The sequence below is a fragment of the Pseudarthrobacter sp. LMD1-1-1.1 genome (assembly GCF_040676255.1).
Lineage (GTDB): Bacteria > Actinomycetota > Actinomycetes > Actinomycetales > Micrococcaceae > Arthrobacter.
This window is the reverse complement of sequence record NZ_JBEGHP010000023.1, coordinates 415,393-433,003: the sequence shown is the minus strand read 5'-3', so window position 1 is coordinate 433,003 and position 17,611 is coordinate 415,393. Positions and strand designations below refer to the sequence as shown.

The window sequence follows — 17,611 nt, the reverse complement described above, 5'->3', positions numbered from 1 at the left end:
ATGCACACCACGAAAGCCGGATTCGATGAGTATGGTCTGCCTGCGGCGCAACCTCAACGCCGATTAGTGCAGAACGCATCTGCAGGAATGCACATTAAGGGCTGTGCGCCAGGCGGCGCCTAGACCAGGAAGCTGTTCCGCAGCCGGCCGCCCAACTGCCCGATCTCGGTGAGGAACCCGTCGTGCCCGATCGGTGCCTGGATGACATGGACGTCCACGTCCCCGGGCAGCGCCTGGGCCAGTTCGTGGGACTGCGACGGAAAATAGAGCCGGTCCGAGTCGACGGCGGCCACGAAGAACCGTGCCGTGGAGGCGGCGAGGGTTTCGGTCAAGGTTCCCCGTCCCCGGCACACATCGTGGCTCATCAGTGCCTCGGTCAGGGCGATATAGCTGTTGGCATCGAAGCGCTTCACCAGCTTGTTGCCCTGGTGGTCCAGGTAGCTTTCCACCTGGTAGCGGCCGCGGGAGGCAAGAACTTCCCCCTGCAGGGGCGACTCGGGCGCCTGGGGTGCCCGGCCGAAGCGGCCTTCCAGTTCGGCAGCCGACCGGTAGGTGATGTGGGCGATGCGCCGGGCGAGCGCCAGCCCGTCTTCCGGGCACGGACCGCCGTAGTAGTCCCCGCCGTTGAAATTGGGGTCCTGCCGGATGGCCAGCGTCTGGGCCTGCGCGAAGGCAATCTGTTCGGCAGTACTGGCGGCTCCCACGGAGATCACCGCGCAGCGCTGCACCCTTTCCGGGTACGTCACCGCCCATTCCAGGGCGCGGGCGCCGCCCATGGATCCGCCGAGGACGGCGAACCAGCTCTTGATGCCCAGCTGGTCCGCGAGCCTTGCCTCGGCAACGGTGCTGTCGCGCAGCGTGACGAGGGGAAACCTGGAGCCCCAGGGCTTTCCGTCCGGCGCGGGCGATGACGGGCCCGTAGATCCGTAGCAGCCGCCAACGATATTGATGGACACCACGAAGAAGCGGTCCGTGTCCACGGGAGCGCCGGGGCCGGCCAGCTGTTCCCACCAGCCTTCTTCGTCGGTGTCGCCGCGGGTCACGTGGGTGCTGCCGGTCAGCGCATGCTCGATCAGGATGGCGTTGCTGGCGTCCGCGTTGAGCGTCCCCCAGGTTTCGTAGGCCAGGGTGACGTCCGGGAGGTATCCCCCGGCTTCGAGTTCCAGTCCCCCGATGGAGGCGTAACGGACGATTCCGTGTTGGGGGATGGTGGTTCGGGCGACGGTAACCGTCATGGCAAGACCTCTTCTACGCGCTTGCCTGCCGTCGTCTGACCGGCAGGCCAGGTCCTCACCCGGGGCACCCCACCGCGGATGGAGGGTTGCCGGCCAGCAAGCCGGGGCTGTCACTGGCACTCATGACCTGGTTCGAGTGTACGAAACACCCCCCACTCCAGGCCAAGAGTATGACTGGTTGTGACTTCCCGGTTCGCCGGCCGGCACATGCTGCGACGCTCGCGTTTGGGGCTACGCGTCGGCGCCCTTGGCTGCCCGGAAGCCTGCCTCCAGGTCGGCCAGGATGTCGTCGATGTGCTCCAGGCCAACGGAAAGCCGGACCAGGCCCGGGTGCACGCCGGCCACAACCTGCTGCTCCGGCGAGAGCTGGCTGTGCGTGGTGGACGCGGGGTGGATGACCAGGGAGCGGACGTCGCCGATGTTGGCCACGTGGGAATGCAGCTCCAGGGCGTCGACGAAGCGCTTGCCCGCCTCTGCCCCGCCGGCCAGGTTGAAGGCCACGACGGCGCCCGTCCCCTTGGGTCCGTACTTGCGGCCACGCTCGTACCAGGGGCTGGAGGGCAGCCCCGCGTAGGCGACGGATTCGACGTCGTCCCTTGCCTCCAGCCAGCGCGCCACTTCCGTGGCGTTCGCAACGTGGCGCTCCACCCGCAGGCTCAACGTCTCCAGGCCCTGGGAAATCAGGAACGCGTTGAAGGGCGAGACGGCTGAGCCGAGGTCGCGCAGCAACTGCACACGGGCCTTGAGGATGTAGGAGAGGTTGGCGCCGAGTGCGCCGCCTTCACCGAGATCGCGGGCGTAGACCAGGCCGTTGTACGTGGGGTCCGGGGTGTTGAAGCCGGGGAACCGCTCCGGATCCTTGCCGAAATCGAACTTGCCGGAATCGACGATGACACCGGCGATGGCCGAGCCGTGGCCGCCCAGGTACTTGGTGGCCGAGTGCAGGACAATATCCGCACCCCACTCCAGCGGGCGGATCAGGTACGGCGTGGACAAGGTGTTGTCCACAATGAGCGGAACCCCGGCCTGGTGGGCCACCTCGGAGATGCCTTCAATATCCAGGACGTCCTGGCGCGGGTTGGACACCACTTCACCGAAGAAGAGCTTGGTGTTGGGCTGCACGGCATCGCGCCACTGGTCCAGGTTGTCCGGATCGGCCACGAAGGTCACCGAGATGCCGAACTTCTTCAGCGTGTGCGCAAACAGGTTGTAGGTTCCGCCGTAAAGGCTGGGGCTGGCCACGATGTGGTCGCCTGCCTCGGCGATGTTCAGGACAGCGAAGGTTTCGGCGGCCTGCCCGGAGCTCAGCAGCAGCGCGGCCAGGCCTCCTTCGAGGCTGGCAATCCGTTGCTCGACGGCATCCTGGGTGGGATTGCCGATGCGGGTATAGATGGGCGCAAGTTCAGCCAGGGCAAAACGGTTGGCGGCGCTTTCAGCGCTGGGAAACACGAATGACGTGGTCTGGTAGATAGGCAGGGCGCGGGCCCCCGTGGCGCTGTCCGCCGCCTGGCCTGCGTGGATCTGGCGGGTTTCGAAGGACCATCCGTTGGACATCCAAATCTCCTTTGACATGGGCCCGGCATGCTCACCGGCAGTACGGGCCGCGCTTGCTCCCGGCTGTTGCCGGGGAGCCAGGTCTTCACCCGGGGCACCCCACCGCGGATGGAGGGTTGCCGGCCAGCGAGCCGGGGCTTGGCGCTGGCACTCATGACCTGGGCCCAGTCTAGGAACCGGACGGTTGCCGTGGACAGCATTGTGACGAACATGGTCTTCCGGCCACTGTCTCGGCCGAATAACGGGGGCGCCGGGCGCCACAAATACTAGTAAGGGTGCCCTTAGCTGAGAGCCTGATCACAAAGTGCCAAGATGTTCGCATGCGCATGGATCACGTCTCTTACGCCTGTGAACACGAGGGCCTCGCGGCCACTACCGAACGTATTGCAACTGCCCTCGGCGTTGAGGCAGTGAAGGGTGGCGTACACCCCCGCTTCGGAACCCGGAATATGATCATCCCGCTCGCCGGCCACAAGTACCTCGAAGTCGTTGAGGTCCTGGACCACCCGGCATCGGACAAGGCACCGTTCGGACAGGCAGTACGTGCCCGCTCCGCTGCTGGTGGCGGCTGGATGGGCTGGTGCGTCGAAGTGGACGACCTCGCCCCCTTCGAGGAACGCCTGGGCCGCGCCGCCGTGAACGGCAACCGCAAGTTCCCGGACGGCCGCGAACTGGTCTGGAAGCAGATTGGCATCCTGGGCCTCATCGCCGATCCCCAGGTGCCGTACATGCTCAAGTGGGAGGGCGATCCCTCGCTCCACCCGTCCCACGCGTACGAGAGCAACCTCAAGATGAGCTGCCTGACCATCGCCGGTTCCGCCTCGCGCGTCACCGAGTGGCTGGGTGAGCCGGTGGAGAAGCCGCTCGAGGACGTTGCGGTGGAGTGGGTCGCCCCGCACGGAACCCCGGGCATCCTCTCGGTCACCTTTGAAACCGCCAACGGAGCCGTCACCATCTGACCCTCCCCCGTTCCTCCCCGGATCACTTCGGGGAGGTCCCCGGGTTGTGCCCGGGCAAACTTCGGCCGCCATTGGGTGGTGACAACGGCGTCACCACCCAATGGCGGCCGAATTAATTTAAGAAGCTGCCCCCTGCGCCGCTATGAAGGACGCCAGCATGAACCGTGCACACTTTGGATGTCAGTGCCTCGTTGGATGATGTGGGCATGGGAATCAGCGGTGGTGTTGAGGTGGTTTTGGAGGGTGTTCGTGCCTCTGTTGCTGCCATCGATGCGCTGGATTTCGAAGATACTTCCCTGGCTGCCGGCGCCGGCATTGGTTCCCGTGTTGACGTGCTTCAACGGCGGTATGAGATCCGGCTGGAACGGCTGGAGGTTGCGGCCCGGCTGGAGGCGCAGCTCGCCGCGATGAAGGCGCTGGATACTGCCGAAGCCGTTGCCTTCCAGCAGGCGATGACGCCGCCGGACGCCACTGTCCAGGACCGCACTTACGCGGACATGTCGGTGGTGGAGGAGATCGCCGGGGTGCTGACCATCAGCTCGGCGGCCGCGGGCGCTTTGGTGGAGCACTCACGCCGGATCTGCTCCCTGCCGCTGGTGTTCGATGCACTGTCCGCCGGGGACATGTCCTGGCAGCACGCCCGGATTGTCGCCGATGAGACTGAAGGCCTCACCACCGAGGGCGCCCTGGCGTTGGTGGCGCACTTCTTCGACCCGGCTGCACCCCAGCCCGCCCGCGGCGCGGCCCCCGGCGAGCTTGTTCCGTCCCGGTTCCGGGCGAAGGTGCGTGGTTGGCGGGAACGCCACCACCCCGACTCGATCGAGAAGCGCCATGTAAAGGGTGTGGCTGACCGGCGGATGGAATACACCCCGGACAAGGACGGTATGGCCTGGATCTCCCTCTACTTGCCCGGGGACACCGCGTGCGCTATCTGGAACCGGACCACCGCGACCGCCCGCGGCCTCCAGGGACCAGACGAACCCCGCACCCTTACCCAACTCCGCCCCGACATCGCAGCATCGCTGCTCCTCGGCGCCGGCCACGCCGAGGAAGACGGTCCCGGCCTCGGCATTCAGGGCACGGAGGGTGTCACCGGGGTCGGGAAGGTCCCTGCGCCGCGGGCCGATGTCCTGGTCACCGTGCCCGTGTTCGCCCTCCTCGGAGCCACCGACGAACCCGCCTTACTGGACGGCTTCGGACCAATCCCGGCGTCCATGGCACGGAAACTTGTCGCCGACGGGGCGGAATCGTTCTACCGGGTCCTGATCGACCCCCGCGACGGGGCACCACTGGAGATCGGCCGGAAAAACTACCGGCTCACCGAGGCCATCAAACGCTGGATCAGGCTGCGCGATGCCAAGTGCACCTTCCCCGGCTGCACCAACCGCACCCCCGACAACGAAACCGACCACCTACAAGCGTGGCAACACGGCGGCACCACCAACGTCAGCAACCTGGCCCAACTCTGCCCCAAACACCACCGGCTCAAACACCACACCAGATGGACGCCAGATCCGGCCAACAAGAATGAACCACCCGGCTGGACCTCACCCACAGGCAGGCACTACAACCCAGAACACCCCGACCCCGAACCGGCCCAGTGGCCATCGGGAAGCTTGCCGGTCGATGCTGTTGCGGCGCCCGTCGAAGCATCAGCTCGGCCCGGATCCATGGCTGGACTTGATGACACTGCCCGGCTTAGTGACACCGTTCCACCGGCTACGGCGCCACCATGGCGCGGGCCGCACCTATCGGAGGATCCGTTGTGGCAAGAGTTCCTTGCGGGGATGCCGGTGTGGCCTGATCCGCCTGTCGAAGAACCGCCAGGTGAGAACATGGTGGACCCCGGCGAGCTTTGCCCCACTGATCCCTTGTGGGATGAGTTCCATGCAAAGTTTTTCGAGCTGCCCGCTGACCCGCAGGCGGACTGGCAGCTGCTGCTGGGCATGTGAATGTGGGTGGTGTTGGGCATTGCGGGGACGCAGCACTTGTGCCGCTCAGGTAGCCCCTAAGCCCCACTGCCAGGCCGCGGCGGCGCTATCCCAGCCCCACGGCCTTACCGAAGAGGCTGAAGCCGACGAATGCCACGATGTCCAGCAGCGCGTGGGCGATGACCAATGGCATGACGCGCTTGGTGCGGGTGTAGAGCCAGGCGAAGACCACCCCCATCACCGCGTTTCCAATGAAGGGCCCGAAGCCCTGGTAGAGGTGGTAGCTGCCGCGCAGCAGCGAGCTGACGGCGATGGCGAGGGGCGTGCTCCAGCCGAATTTGCCGAAGCGGTCCAGGAGGTAGCCCACCACAATGACTTCCTCGAGCACCGCATGGCGCATCGCCGACAGGATCAGGACCGGAACAGTCCACCAATACGAGTCCAGTGCACTGGGAATGATGGCGGTGGTGATGCCGAGGGCCCGGCCGGCCGCGTAAAGCCCCAGGGACGGTACGCCAATCAGCGCGGCGAGCCCGACGCCCTGCAGGAGGTCCCTCCCGGGCCGGGCGAAGTTGAATCCGAGCTTTTGGAATGCCGAACCGGAGTTGCGTGCGTTGCCGGGCGAAGCCTGCCGCTGGTCGGTGAGGAAGTAGAGAACCAGCAGTACTGGAACCAGCGCAAAGATGATGTCCAGCAGCTGGTAGGTGAGGTCGAAGTACTCGCGGGTGCTTTGCGACCGGTTCAGGGTGGAGGTGCCCTCGGCCAGCGGGGCGCGGGTCATCTTGTCGAGCAGCTGCACCACGGAGTAGACAGCGGACTGGCCCAGGGACAGGCCCAGGACGATCCAGACTTCGAGCCGCAGTTGACGGCGGGAGGGAACCAGCATGTTCCCATCTTGCCTTCAGTTTCTGGATCCGGCCTGATGGAGCTGCAGATGTTGGACAGCACGGTACGCGGGCCGCGCACCGCCCAAGGGGTTTAGGCGGGTGCGACGATCACTTCCGTGCCGTTGGCTTCGAACGCTGCCTTGTCACGCGCAGAAATGCCGGAATCGGTGATCAGCCGGGTGAAGTCATAGCCATCCATGGTGGCAAAAGCCCGAACGCCAACTTTGGAGGAATCAGCCAGGACGTAGGACACCCGGGCGCGGGAAGCCAGCAAGGCGTTGACAGAGGCTTCCCCCTCCCCCGTGTTGGTGGGTCCCACTTCTGGGTCGATGCCGTTGACACCGATGAAGGCGATGTCCAGCACCACCTTCTGCATGATGATGTCCGTGTAAGGGCCCACGAGCTCGTACGACCGCGGGTTCAGGATGCCGCCGGTCACCATCACCTTGATATTGGGCCGCACCGCCAACTGGCCGGCGATGTTGATGGCATTGGTCACCACTGTCAGCGTCGGCTGGTTTGAGGGTGCGTTCAGGTCCTCGCGGGTGGCCAGGATCTGCGCAAGGGCGGTGCTGGTGGTGCCACCGCAGAGACCGATCACCGCACCCGGCCGGATCAAGGCAGAGGCACACTGCGCGATCTGTTCCTTGGCTTCGGCATGGTCGTCGCGGTTGTAACGTCCGGGCAGGTCGTATGCGAGGGCGCCCGTGGTGGCGCCGCCGCGGGTCCGCGTCAACAGGCGGCGCTTGGCAAGGCTGTCCAGGTCGCGCCGGGCTGTGGCAGGGGAAACGTTGAGGGTGCTGACGATCTCGTCAACCTCCACCTGCCCGGTCCTGGCCAGCAGGTCGAGAATCGCCGTCAGCCGGTCGGTGCGCGTCATACAAGCGGGCCTTTCGATACATCAGCCACCACTCCTGATGACGTTTCCTGATTATAACCCTAGGGAAACAATCAGGAACAATCAAAGTGGTGCCTTTGATTACCGTTCCCGGGTTCCGGCCCGCCAGACAGCGTACGTCAGCGGCATCCCCGGCCGGTAAGCGAGGTGCGTCGCGGACGGTGCGTTCAGTAAGTGCAGGTCCGCCCGGTGTCCGACGGCGATGGACCCCACGGCGCGTTCGCCGTCGGCATCCCGGCCGGCTTCCTTGTGCAACGCCAGGGCGCCGCCGTAGGTGGCGGCACGGACAGCCTCGTGCACGCTGAGGCGCATCTGGAGCACGGCCGTCGTCACGCAGAAAGCCATGGAGCTGGTGTACGACGTGCCCGGGTTGCAATTGGATGCCAAGGCCACCTGCACACCGGCGTCGAGGAGTTCGCGGGCGGGGGCCAACGGCTGGCGGGTGGACAGGTCGCAGGCAGGAAGGCAGGTGGCAACAGTGCCCCGCTCCCCCGTCCCCACGGCAGGGTCCCAGCCCGACCAGGACGCAGCCAGCGCTTTCACATCCTGCGCTGCAAGGTAGTTGACGTGGTCCACGCTGGCCGCGCCCAGCTCCACGGCGAGCTGCACACCGGGGCCTTCACCGAGCTGGTTGCCGTGCACGCGCAGCCCCAGCCCGGCGTCACGGCAGGCCACCAGCACACGGCGTGACTGCTCGGCGTTGAACGCGCCCTCCTCGCAGAAGACGTCAGCCCACTGGACGTACGGGCGGACCGCGGCGAGCATCGGCCCGCAGACCAGGTCCGTATAAGCCTCCGGATCCTGCCCGACAGGCACCAGGTGCGCGCCGAGGTAGGTCACCTGGTCCGCGATGGTGGAGGCAATGCGCGCGCTCCGGGCCTCATGCTCAACGTCCAGTCCATAGCCGGTCTTGGTTTCCAGGTAAGTGGTGCCCTGGGATACGGCCTCGGCCACCCGCCCCATGGCCAGGCGGGTGAGGTCGAAATCGGACGTGGCACGCGTGGCGTCCATGGTGACGGCGATGCCGCCGGCGGCGTAGGCCTCCCCCGCCATCCGTGCCTCGAATTCTGCGGTGCGGTCCCCGGCGAACAGCAGGTGGCTGTGCGAGTCCACCCACCCCGGCAGCATGGCCCGGCCGCCGGCATCGACCCCGTCATCCGCGGCGGGAGCATCGGCCGCTGCCCCAATCCAGGAGATCCGTTCGCCCTCGACCACCACCGCCGCGTCCTTCAAGACCCGGTGTTCCAGGTCCTGTGTCATCAGCTCGGCGATGTTGGTGATCAAGGTGCTCATGGAATCATTCTTCAGCGTCGGATGGACCAGCGTGTGGCTGCCAGGGCCTGTGCTGTCCGGGATTCCGGACCGTCCGCACCCCCATCAGCAAGGGCGGCACCGCCGGAAGAGTTCAGCGCGGCAAGAATCTGCCCCGCTGCCAGCTCGGCCATCGCGGCAGAGGTCTGGAAGCCATAGCCGCCCTGCCCTGCCAGCCAGTAGAACCCGGCAGCCTCGGCATCGAACCCGGCCACCGGCACCCCGTCCGCGGCTTCCGTGCGCAGGCCCGTCCATGCCCGTCGGATGCCGCTGATCCCCAGGCTGGTGAACGCATTGAGCTTTTCCACCAGGCGTTCCACATCGCCGGGACGCGGGCGCGCATCTTCGGCCCCGCTGGGCACAGTCTCCGAGGGAGAAATCAGCACGTCCTGCCCGTCCGGCCGGAAATAGAACGTGTTGTCCGCCGCTGCCACCATGGGGGTGGCGGCAGGCAAGGGATGGTCGACGGCGGCAATCGCCGCAGTGCGCCGGTACGGCTGGAGTCCCAGCTTCTCGACGCCGCTAAGCACCGCCAGTTCGTCCGCCCAGGCGCCTGCCGCATTGACCAGCACCCCGGCCTCAAAACCCTCTGCACCGGCACCCACCTGCCACCCGGAACCCAGCCGTTGTGCCGAATGAACGCGGGCACCGGTGATGATGTCGGCTCCGGCGGCGAGCGCCCGCTTGCGGTGGTCCTCCAGCAGCAGGGGCGCGTTGCAGCCAAAGGAGCCGGTATCCAGTCCGGCGGCTTCAAAGGTTCCCGGGACCAGCGCAGGGCACAGCTCAAGGGCACGGTCCACGGCAATGGACTGCATGTGCCCGCTGGCCTCCGCGGCGACATCCTCCGCAGAGCCCACCAGCATGAAACTGCGCTGCGTCAGGACGGGTTCGGGCGATTCTGCGTCGCGGGCTGCGAGCAACTCAAGGGTCCGGACGGTAAGCTCCTGCACCACGGGAGGCCCGTAGCTTGGGATCAGCTGGCGGGCGGAGCGGGAGGACGTGTGGTACGCCAGTTCCTGCTCCGCCTCCACCAGCGCAACGCTGCAGCGGCCGGCGAGGGCGGACGCGAGGGACAGGCCGGCGATGCCGCCGCCCACAATCAGGACATCGTAGTGTGCTGCCATTCGTCCATCCTGACAGAGTTCCAGCGAACTGAAACCCCGCCGTCGGGGAGTCCCGTCAGGCTGCTGCCTCGGCCCGGCTGGCGACGAAGGCGCCTACGCACGCTTCGACGTCGTCCGCTGAGTGCGCAGCGGAGAGCTGCACCCGGATCCTGGCGGCACCCCGCGGAACCACCGGGAAACTGAAGGCGGTGACGAAGACGCCATGCTGCAGCATCCGGTTCGCCACCTTGGCCGCCACGACGGCGTCGCCAAACATGACCGGGACAATGGCGTGCTCGCCGGGAAGCAGGTCGAAGCCCTCCTCGGTCATCCGGCGGCGGAACAGCCCGGCGTTTTCGAACAGGCGGCGGCGGAGGTCGGCCGAGTTCTGCACCAGGTCAAGCGCCTTGAGGGTCGCGGCAACAATGGCGGGAGCCAGGGAATTGGAGAACAGGTAGGGCCGCGCCTTCTGGCGCAGCATGGCCACGATCTCCCCGCGTCCGGAGACGTACCCGCCCGACGCTCCGCCCAGAGCCTTGCCGAAGGTGCCGGTGTAGATGTCCACCCGGTCAGAGACGCCGGCGTGCTCGGGAGTGCCCGCACCGGTGGCGCCGATGAAGCCCACCGCGTGGGAATCGTCCACCATGACCATGGCGCCGTACTTTTCGGCGAGGTCGCAGATGGCCTCAAGCGGGGCCAGGTAGCCGTCCATGGAGAACACGCCGTCAGTGACAATCAGTGTCCGGCGGGCGCCCTGCGCCTCCTGCAGGCGGGCCTCGAGTTCGGCCATGTCCTGGTTGGCGTAGCGGTAGCGGCGGGCCTTGCAGAGGCGGATCCCGTCGATGATGGAGGCGTGGTTGAGCGCATCGGAGATCACGGCGTCGTCCGGGCCCAGCAGGGACTCGAACACGCCGCCGTTGGCATCGAAGCAGCTGGAGAACAGGATGGTGTCCTCGGTGCCCAGGAACGCGGAGACCTTGGCTTCCAGTTCCAGATGGAGGTCCTGGGTGCCGCAGATGAACCGGACGCTGGCCATGCCGAAGCCGCGCTCATCCATGGCGGCCTTGGCGGTGCTGATAATGTCCGGGTGGTCAGCCAGGCCCAGGTAGTTGTTGGCGCAGAAATTGAGCACATCAGCTCCCGGGCCGCCAATCTGCCCGGCGGTGATGTGGCTGGACTGGGGCGAGCTGATGCTGCGTTCGGTCTTGTACAGTCCCGCGGTGCGGATCCCGTCCAGTTCTTCGCGCAGCTGGTCCTTGATGGAGGTGTACATGGGGTTCCTTACAGTCGGGTCCAGTCGAGGACAACTTTGCCGCCCACGCCGCTGCGGGCGATCTCGAAGCCCTTTTCCCATTCCGTGGCGGCCAGCGTGTCCGTCACCACGGCGGAGATGCCGGCGTGCAGCACTGGGTTGGAGGCGAGCATGGCGCTCATGGCGTACCAGGTTTCGTACATTTCGCGGCCGTAGATGCCTTTGAGCGTGAGCATGTGGGTGACCACTTTGCCCCAGTCGATGGTGATCTCCTGGCTGGGCAGGCCCAGCATGGCGATCCGGCCGCCGTGGTTCATGTTGTCGATCATCTCAGGCAGGGCCGAGGGGTGGCCGGACATTTCCATTCCGACGTCGAAGCCTTCGCGCATGCCCAGCTCACGTTGGGCGTCCCGCACCCGGGTGGTGGAGACGTCGATGGCAAGATCGGCTCCGAGCTGCCGCGCCAGGTCCAGCCGCGGCCGGGACACGTCCGTGATGACGATCTTCCGCGCTCCGGCGTGGCGGGCCACGGCGATGGCCATGAGGCCGATGGGGCCTGCGCCGGTGATGAGCACGTCCTCGCCCACCAGCGGGAAGCTGAGTGCTGTGTGGACGGCATTTCCGAAGGGGTCGAAGATGGCACCGAGTTCGGGCGTGACGGAGGGATCATGGTGGACCCAGACATTGGTTTCGGGGATCACGACGTATTCGGCAAAGGCGCCATCGCGCTGGACTCCCACGCTGACCGTGTGGATGCACATCTGGCGGCGTCCGGCACGGCAGTTCCGGCAGATGCCGCAGACCACGTGGCCTTCGCCGGAGACCCTGTCCCCGACCTTGACCTCCCGGACGTCCTCGCCCACTTCAACCACTTCGCCGTAGAACTCGTGGCCGGCAATCAGGGGGGCTTCGATGATCCCCTGCGCCCAGGCGTCCCAGGACTGGATGTGCAGATCCGTGCCGCAGATTCCGGTGGTCATGACCCGGATCTTCACGTCAGCCGGGCCTGCTGCGGGTTCGGGCCGTTCGACGAGCTCGAATCCGGCGTGGGGGCCGGCTTTATACAGGGCCTTCATTGGCATCCTTACTGCTTGGCATTCAATCTGCGGGGTACGTCCCCATTGAAGCCCTGCCGATGCTTTAGCACAACAGGGATTTTCTCAATCGACGATGTAGCAGTCCTAATGATTAGAGTGGACGTATGGAGGTTCATCAGCTTGAAATCCTGCGGGAACTGGGCGCCCTGGGCAGTGTGAAGGCCGTGGCCGATACGCTCATGGTCACCCCGTCGGCAGTATCGCAGCAACTGGCGCACCTGCAGCGCACCGTGGAGGTGCCGCTGACGCGCAAGGAAGGCCGGAACCTGGTGCTCACGGAAGCCGGCCAGGTTCTCGCTGACGCGGGCGCCGCCGTCGTCAGTGCCATGGCCGACGCCCGCGGCGCGCTGGGCACTTACCACGGCTCGCCCGCCGGGAGGGTGACCGTCAGCGGGTTCCACAGCGCGGGGCAGGCCCTGTTCGCGCCGCTGGCCCGCATGCTGGACCGGCCGGAGCACCCGCGGATCGAGCTGTCCGACGAGGACGTCGCGCAACAGGACTTCCCGGCCCTCACCGCCCGGTACGACCTGGTGCTGGCGCACCGCATGGACCACAGTCCCCGCTGGCCGGCGGAGCGGGTTGCGGTGATCCCGCTGGCGCATGAGCCGCTGGACGTGGCGCTGCCCGCCGGCCATCCCCTGGCCCAACAGGAGACGGTCACGGCGGACGACGTCGGTACAGAGGCCTGGGTGACCAGCCACCCCGGCTACTCCCCCGCCGATGTCCTGTCCGCCGTCGCCGCCGTCTCCAGCCGCGAGCCTAATATCGTGCACCGCATCAACGACTATTCCACCGTCGCGGCACTCGTGGCCGCCGGCGGTGTGGTGGGGCTGCTCCCCAGATACACGGCGGGCCCGGTCCTGAACCCGGACATCGTGCTGCGACCCCTGGAGGGGATCAGCACCCGCCGCAGGATCGACCTGCTGGCCCGGCCGGAGAACCTCAAGCGCCGCTCCGTGGTGATGGTCTGCGAGGCGCTGGAGGACATCATGGCGGGGCTGGTGAAACAGGGCTAAGCCGGGCCGGCGTACTGGAGGCTACGAGTCCTGGCCGTCCTGGTGGTTGCCCTTGCCCATCTTGTGTCCAAGTCCTTGGCCGTTACCCGGCGCATGGCCCGGCCCGCGTCCCAACCCACGCCCCAGCCCCAGGCCGGGCCCGTCACCGGCGCCCTTCACGATCCGCGTGGCCGTGGCTTTGTCCCCGTCCTTGACGCCGGCGATGCGCACGGTGTCCCCGGCGGCGATGTCCGCGATGGTCCCGTCCGTCGGCTTAAGCCGCTTGCCGTCGTCGGACTTTCCACCGGGGCTGGGCGTTGCTTCCGGGCTGGGCGTTCCACCTGGATTGGCTGCCGGGGGAATCGTGGTCACCTTCGTGTCGCCATTGACGGTGTAGGTCTGGGAGAAGCCGTCCCCGCTCTTGACGGTGATGGCGGTATCGCTGACCGACTCCACGGTCCCGTTCTGTTCCAGGACCGTCTGGTAGGTTCCGTCGGGCTTCCTGGCGACGCCTTCGCCGTGCAGGAGTTGCCCGCGCTCGGCCTTGCCGGGCTTATGTGGCCCCGGGGCGTTGCCTGAGTTGCCGGGCGCTGATTGTGATGATGGTGAGGGCGACGGCGTGGGTGCGGGCGTCCCGGTTGCCGACCAGGCGAGGGCGGCCCCTGTCCCGGTAAGTGCCACGGCCACGGCACCGGCCAGCACCGCCTTGCGCATCCTCATAGGTTCCCGGACCACCATGGTTGTTCCTCCCGCACGCAGCCAGGGCACCGGCGCCCTGTGGGCTCCAGTGTAAGTCCGCCGCAGGCGCCCAACCACGGGTAGTTTCACTGAGCGCCGCCTGAGTACTTAACGCGGAACTGGGTAGCACCAGGTGTCGTTATGAGGGTTCAAAACGACACCTGGCGCTACCCAGTTGGGTCCTGCAGGGGTGTACTAGACGGTGACGCCCAGCTTCTCCAGGATCAGTTCCTTCACGCGGCCGGCGTCGGCCTGTCCACGGGTAGCCTTCATGACCCCGCCCACGATCGCGCCGATGGCCTGCACCTTGCCGCCACGGATCTTGTCCGCGACGCCGGGCTGCGCGGCGAGTGCGGCGTCGATGGCTTCCAGGAGGGGCCCGTCGTCGGATACGACGGCGAGGCCGCGCTTCTCCACGATCTCCTCCGGGGTGCCCTCACCGGCGAGCACGGCGTCCAGCACCTGGGAGGCCATCTTGTTGTTGATCTTGCCCGCCTCAACCATGCGGCTCAGCTCCACCACCGTGGCAGCCTCGACGCCCAGCTGGCCGGGGTCGACGTCGGCAGCCTTGGCGCGGCCCACGATCTCACCCATCCACCACTTGCGGGCCACGGATGCGGTGGCGCCGGCGGCAATGGTTTCCTCTATCTCGTCCAGGACGCCGGCGTTGACCACGTCGCGGAATTCGAGGTCGGAGTAGCCCCAGTCGGCCTTGAGGCGCTTGCGGCGCTCGGCCGGCGGCTCGGGCAGGGTGGCGCGCAGTTCCTCCACCCATTCCCGGGAGGCCACCACGGGAACCAGGTCCGGTTCCGGGAAGTAGCGGTAGTCGTCCGCGTCGGACTTGGCGCGGCCGGACGTGGTGGTGCGGGTGTCCTCGTGCCAGTGGCGGGTCTCCTGGATCACCGGTTCACCCGAGTCCAGGACAGCGGCGTGGCGCTGGATCTCGTAGCGGACGGCGTGCTCCACCGCGCGGAGCGAGTTCACGTTCTTCGTCTCGGAACGGATGCCGAACCGCTCACGGCCGTGCGGGCGGAGCGAAACGTTCGCGTCGCAGCGGACGTTGCCCCGTTCCATCTTCGCGTCGGACACGCCCAGGTTCTTCACGATCTCCCGGACGGCCGCCACGTAGGCCTTGGCCAGTTCCGGTGCACGGGACCCGGCGCCCTCGATGGGCTTGGTGACGATTTCCACCAGCGGAACACCGGCACGGTTGTAGTCCACCAGCGAGAAGTCGGCGCCCTGGATCCGGCCGGTGGCGCCGCCCATGTGGGTCAGCTTCCCGGCGTCCTCCTCCATGTGCGCGCGCTCGATCTCCACGCGGAACACGGTGCCGTCCTCGAGCTCGACGTCCAGGTAGCCGTCGTAGGCGATGGGCTCGTCGTACTGGGACGTCTGGAAGTTCTTGGGGGTGTCCGGGTAGAAGTACTGCTTCCGGGCGAAGCGGCAGGATTCGGCGATCTTGCAGTTCAGCGCCAGGCCGATCTTGATGGAGGACTCGATGGCCGTCTTGTTCACCACGGGCAGGACGCCGGGCATACCCAGGTCCACCTCGTTGACGTTGGTGTTGGGCTCGTCGCCGAAGACGTTGGGGGCGGAGGAGAACATCTTGGTCTTGGTGTTCAGCTCCACGTGGACCTCGAACCCCAGGACGGGATCGTACTTCTCCATGGCCTCTTCGAAGCTCAGGATGTCATCAGTGCTCATTATTTTGCCTCCTGGGTTTCGAGGGTTCCGGCAACGGCAAGGTCGGGAGCCTGGGCCAGCAGCGGGCCGCCCCACTTGGCTTCGAGCAGCGATTCAAGGACCGCACCCACCCGGTACAGGCGGGCGTCCTCGCGGGCCGGGGCCAGCAACTGGATACCGACAGGCAGCCCGTCCTCGTCCGCCAGGCCGCCAGGCAGCGACAGGCCGGGGACGCCGGCAAGGTTGGCCGGGATGGTGGCGACGTCGTTGAGGTACATGGCCAGCGGATCGTCCAGTTTTTCGCCGAGCGGGAACGCCGTGGTGGGGGCGGTGGGCGAGATCAGGACGTCAGCCTGCGCAAAGGCGGCCTCGAAGTCCCGCTGCACCAGCGTGCGGACCTTCTGGGCCGAGCCGTAGTAGGCGTCGTAGTAACCGGCGGACAAGGCGTAGGTGCCCAGGATGATGCGGCGCTTGACTTCGTCGCCGAAGCCGGCGGCGCGGGTGGCACCCATCACGCGTTCGATGGTCATGGGGCCATCTTCGGGGAGGACGCGCAGGCCGTACCGGACGCCGTCGAACTTGGCCAGGTTGGATGAGGCCTCGGACGGCATGATCAGGTAGTAGGCGCCCAGGGCGTACTGGAAGTTGGGGCAGGAGACCTCAACGATCTCCGCGCCGGCTTCCTTGAGCAGCTCCAGGGCGTCGTTGAAACGGTTTTCGACGCCGGCCTGGTAGCCCTCGCCGTGCAGTTCCTTGATGATGCCGATCCGCAGGCCCTCGACGTTGCCGGTCTTCGCGGCGGCAACGAGGTCCGCCAGGGGTTCGGGCAGCGAGGTGGAGTCGCGGGGATCGTGGCCGCCGATGACCTGGTGCAGGAGCGCGGAGTCCAGCACGGTGCGGGTGACGGGGCCGATCTGGTCCAGGGAGGACGCCATGGCGATGGCGCCGTAGCGGGAGACGCTGCCGTAGGTGGGCTTCACACCAACGGTTCCGGTGACGGCGCCGGGCTGGCGGATGGAGCCGCCGGTGTCCGTGCCCAGGGCCAGGGGCGCCTCGAAGGCGGCGACGGCGGCAGCGGAGCCACCACCCGAGCCGCCGGGGATCCGGTCCAGGTCCCAGGGGTTGCGGGTGGGGCCGTAGGCGGAGTGCTCCGTGGAGGAGCCCATGGCGAACTCGTCCAGGTTGGTCTTGCCCAGGATGGGCATCTTTGCGGCGCGAAGGCGTTCGACGACGGTGGCGTCGTACGGGCTGTGCCAGCCTTCGAGGATCTTCGAGCCGGCGGTGGTGGGCTGGCCGATGGTGACGATCAGGTCCTTGACGGCGATGGGGACGCCGGCCAGGTAGTGCAGTGCTTCTGCTTCCGCTCCGCCGGCGGCGCGGATGGCGTCCACCTCGGCGGCGACGGCGAGCGCTTCTTCCGCGTTGACGTGCAGGAAGGCGTTGACTTTCCCGTCGACGGCGGCAATGCGGTCCAGGTGGGCCTGGGTGGCTTCGACGGCGGTGACTTCGCCGGCGCGCAGCTTCTCGGCAAGCTGTGCGGCGGACAGCCGGATCAGGGTGCCGGCGCTGGTGTTCTTTTCAGTCATGTCTATGCCTCATCCAGGATGGCCGGAACCTTGAAACGGTTTTCGTCGGAGTCCGGGGCGCCGGAGAGAGCCTGTTCCGCGGTGAAGGTGTGTCCCACGACGTCCTCACGGAACACGTTGGTCAGCGGGATGGGGTGCGAGGTGGCCGGGACGTCGTCCCCCGCGGCCTCGCTGACGGACTTGACCGAATCCACGATGACGGCGAGCTCGCCGGCCATCCTGTCCAGCTCTTCTGCACTCATCTCGATGTGAGCGAGCCGCGCGAGATGCGCGACGTCGTCACGGTTGATCGCAGCCATGGATCTCCCCTGCAAAGTTCGAATTGTTTTCCGATCCAGTCTAGTGCGGAAACGCAGATGCCCGTCTGACATCCCCCAGCGGG

General features: G+C 66.9%; 15 protein-coding genes and 2 riboswitches. Of the genes, 3 read left to right on the top strand and 12 right to left on the bottom strand.

Features of this window, described 5'->3' with window-relative positions:
* Positions 1 to 119 precede the first annotated feature (119 nt).
* Complete coding sequence (gene metX, locus MRBLMD1_RS15510) at positions 120 to 1,235, bottom strand: homoserine O-acetyltransferase MetX (protein ID WP_224025537.1); 1,116 nt, start codon at positions 1,233 to 1,235, stop codon at positions 120 to 122.
* 12 nt (positions 1,236 to 1,247) lie between these two features.
* A riboswitch (SAM riboswitch) is annotated at positions 1,248 to 1,363 on the bottom strand.
* A gap of 103 nt (positions 1,364 to 1,466) precedes the next feature.
* On the bottom strand, positions 1,467 to 2,789 hold the full coding sequence (locus tag MRBLMD1_RS15505) for a bifunctional o-acetylhomoserine/o-acetylserine sulfhydrylase (protein WP_159632421.1): 1,323 nt from the start codon (positions 2,787 to 2,789) through the stop codon (positions 1,467 to 1,469).
* A gap of 44 nt (positions 2,790 to 2,833) precedes the next feature.
* A riboswitch (SAM riboswitch) is annotated at positions 2,834 to 2,948 on the bottom strand.
* A gap of 161 nt (positions 2,949 to 3,109) precedes the next feature.
* Here MRBLMD1_RS15505 and MRBLMD1_RS15500 point away from each other — a divergent pair.
* Together MRBLMD1_RS15500 and MRBLMD1_RS15495 are read left to right on the top strand one after the other, a co-directional pair.
* Positions 3,110 to 3,748 (top strand): VOC family protein, encoded by a 639-nt coding sequence (locus MRBLMD1_RS15500; protein WP_364401188.1) that lies wholly within the window; start codon positions 3,110 to 3,112, stop codon positions 3,746 to 3,748.
* A gap of 206 nt (positions 3,749 to 3,954) precedes the next feature.
* The gene (locus tag MRBLMD1_RS15495) at positions 3,955 to 5,700 is read left to right on the top strand and encodes an HNH endonuclease signature motif containing protein (RefSeq protein ID WP_364401185.1); all 1,746 of its coding nucleotides are present in this window, start codon (positions 3,955 to 3,957) and stop codon (positions 5,698 to 5,700) included.
* An 85-nt stretch (positions 5,701 to 5,785) separates the two neighbouring features.
* Here MRBLMD1_RS15495 and MRBLMD1_RS15490 read toward each other — a convergent pair whose 3' ends face one another.
* The 6 genes from MRBLMD1_RS15490 to tdh form a co-directional block, all read right to left on the bottom strand.
* A complete protein-coding gene (locus tag MRBLMD1_RS15490) occupies positions 5,786 to 6,565 on the bottom strand; it encodes a CPBP family intramembrane glutamic endopeptidase (RefSeq protein ID WP_364401181.1) in 780 nt (259 codons plus the stop codon).
* Between the two features lie 92 nt (positions 6,566 to 6,657).
* Positions 6,658 to 7,446 (bottom strand): DeoR/GlpR family DNA-binding transcription regulator, encoded by a 789-nt coding sequence (locus tag MRBLMD1_RS15485; RefSeq protein WP_224025534.1) that lies wholly within the window; start codon positions 7,444 to 7,446, stop codon positions 6,658 to 6,660.
* 99 nt (positions 7,447 to 7,545) lie between these two features.
* Positions 7,546 to 8,757: an imidazolonepropionase gene (gene hutI / locus MRBLMD1_RS15480; protein ID WP_364401177.1), complete on the bottom strand. Its 1,212-nt coding sequence runs from the start codon at positions 8,755 to 8,757 to the stop codon at positions 7,546 to 7,548.
* Between the two features lie 11 nt (positions 8,758 to 8,768).
* Positions 8,769 to 9,899 (bottom strand): NAD(P)/FAD-dependent oxidoreductase, encoded by a 1,131-nt coding sequence (locus MRBLMD1_RS15475; protein ID WP_364401174.1) that lies wholly within the window; start codon positions 9,897 to 9,899, stop codon positions 8,769 to 8,771.
* A gap of 55 nt (positions 9,900 to 9,954) precedes the next feature.
* The gene (locus MRBLMD1_RS15470) at positions 9,955 to 11,151 is read right to left on the bottom strand and encodes a glycine C-acetyltransferase (protein WP_364401171.1); all 1,197 of its coding nucleotides are present in this window, start codon (positions 11,149 to 11,151) and stop codon (positions 9,955 to 9,957) included.
* Between the two features lie 8 nt (positions 11,152 to 11,159).
* Positions 11,160 to 12,206 (bottom strand): L-threonine 3-dehydrogenase, encoded by a 1,047-nt coding sequence (gene tdh / locus MRBLMD1_RS15465; RefSeq protein ID WP_364401169.1) that lies wholly within the window; start codon positions 12,204 to 12,206, stop codon positions 11,160 to 11,162.
* A 125-nt stretch (positions 12,207 to 12,331) separates the two neighbouring features.
* Here tdh and MRBLMD1_RS15460 point away from each other — a divergent pair, with 125 nt between their 5' ends.
* On the top strand, positions 12,332 to 13,243 hold the full coding sequence (locus MRBLMD1_RS15460) for a LysR family transcriptional regulator (RefSeq protein ID WP_159632429.1): 912 nt from the start codon (positions 12,332 to 12,334) through the stop codon (positions 13,241 to 13,243).
* 21 nt (positions 13,244 to 13,264) lie between these two features.
* Here the strand turns inward: MRBLMD1_RS15460 and MRBLMD1_RS15455 are convergent, their stop codons facing one another.
* From MRBLMD1_RS15455 to gatC, 4 genes are all read right to left on the bottom strand, one after another.
* Positions 13,265 to 13,936: a hypothetical protein gene (locus MRBLMD1_RS15455; protein WP_364401166.1), complete on the bottom strand. Its 672-nt coding sequence runs from the start codon at positions 13,934 to 13,936 to the stop codon at positions 13,265 to 13,267.
* Positions 13,937 to 14,155: 219 nt separating this feature from the next.
* On the bottom strand, positions 14,156 to 15,664 hold the full coding sequence (gene gatB, locus MRBLMD1_RS15450) for an Asp-tRNA(Asn)/Glu-tRNA(Gln) amidotransferase subunit GatB (protein WP_159632431.1): 1,509 nt from the start codon (positions 15,662 to 15,664) through the stop codon (positions 14,156 to 14,158).
* On the bottom strand, positions 15,664 to 17,229 hold the full coding sequence (gene gatA, locus MRBLMD1_RS15445; RefSeq protein WP_159632432.1) for an Asp-tRNA(Asn)/Glu-tRNA(Gln) amidotransferase subunit GatA: 1,566 nt from the start codon (positions 17,227 to 17,229) through the stop codon (positions 15,664 to 15,666). The genes gatB and gatA overlap by 1 nt, the downstream gene beginning before the upstream one ends.
* A 2-nt stretch (positions 17,230 to 17,231) precedes the next feature.
* On the bottom strand, positions 17,232 to 17,528 hold the full coding sequence (gene gatC / locus MRBLMD1_RS15440) for an Asp-tRNA(Asn)/Glu-tRNA(Gln) amidotransferase subunit GatC (protein WP_141940678.1): 297 nt from the start codon (positions 17,526 to 17,528) through the stop codon (positions 17,232 to 17,234).
* Positions 17,529 to 17,611 lie beyond the last annotated feature (83 nt).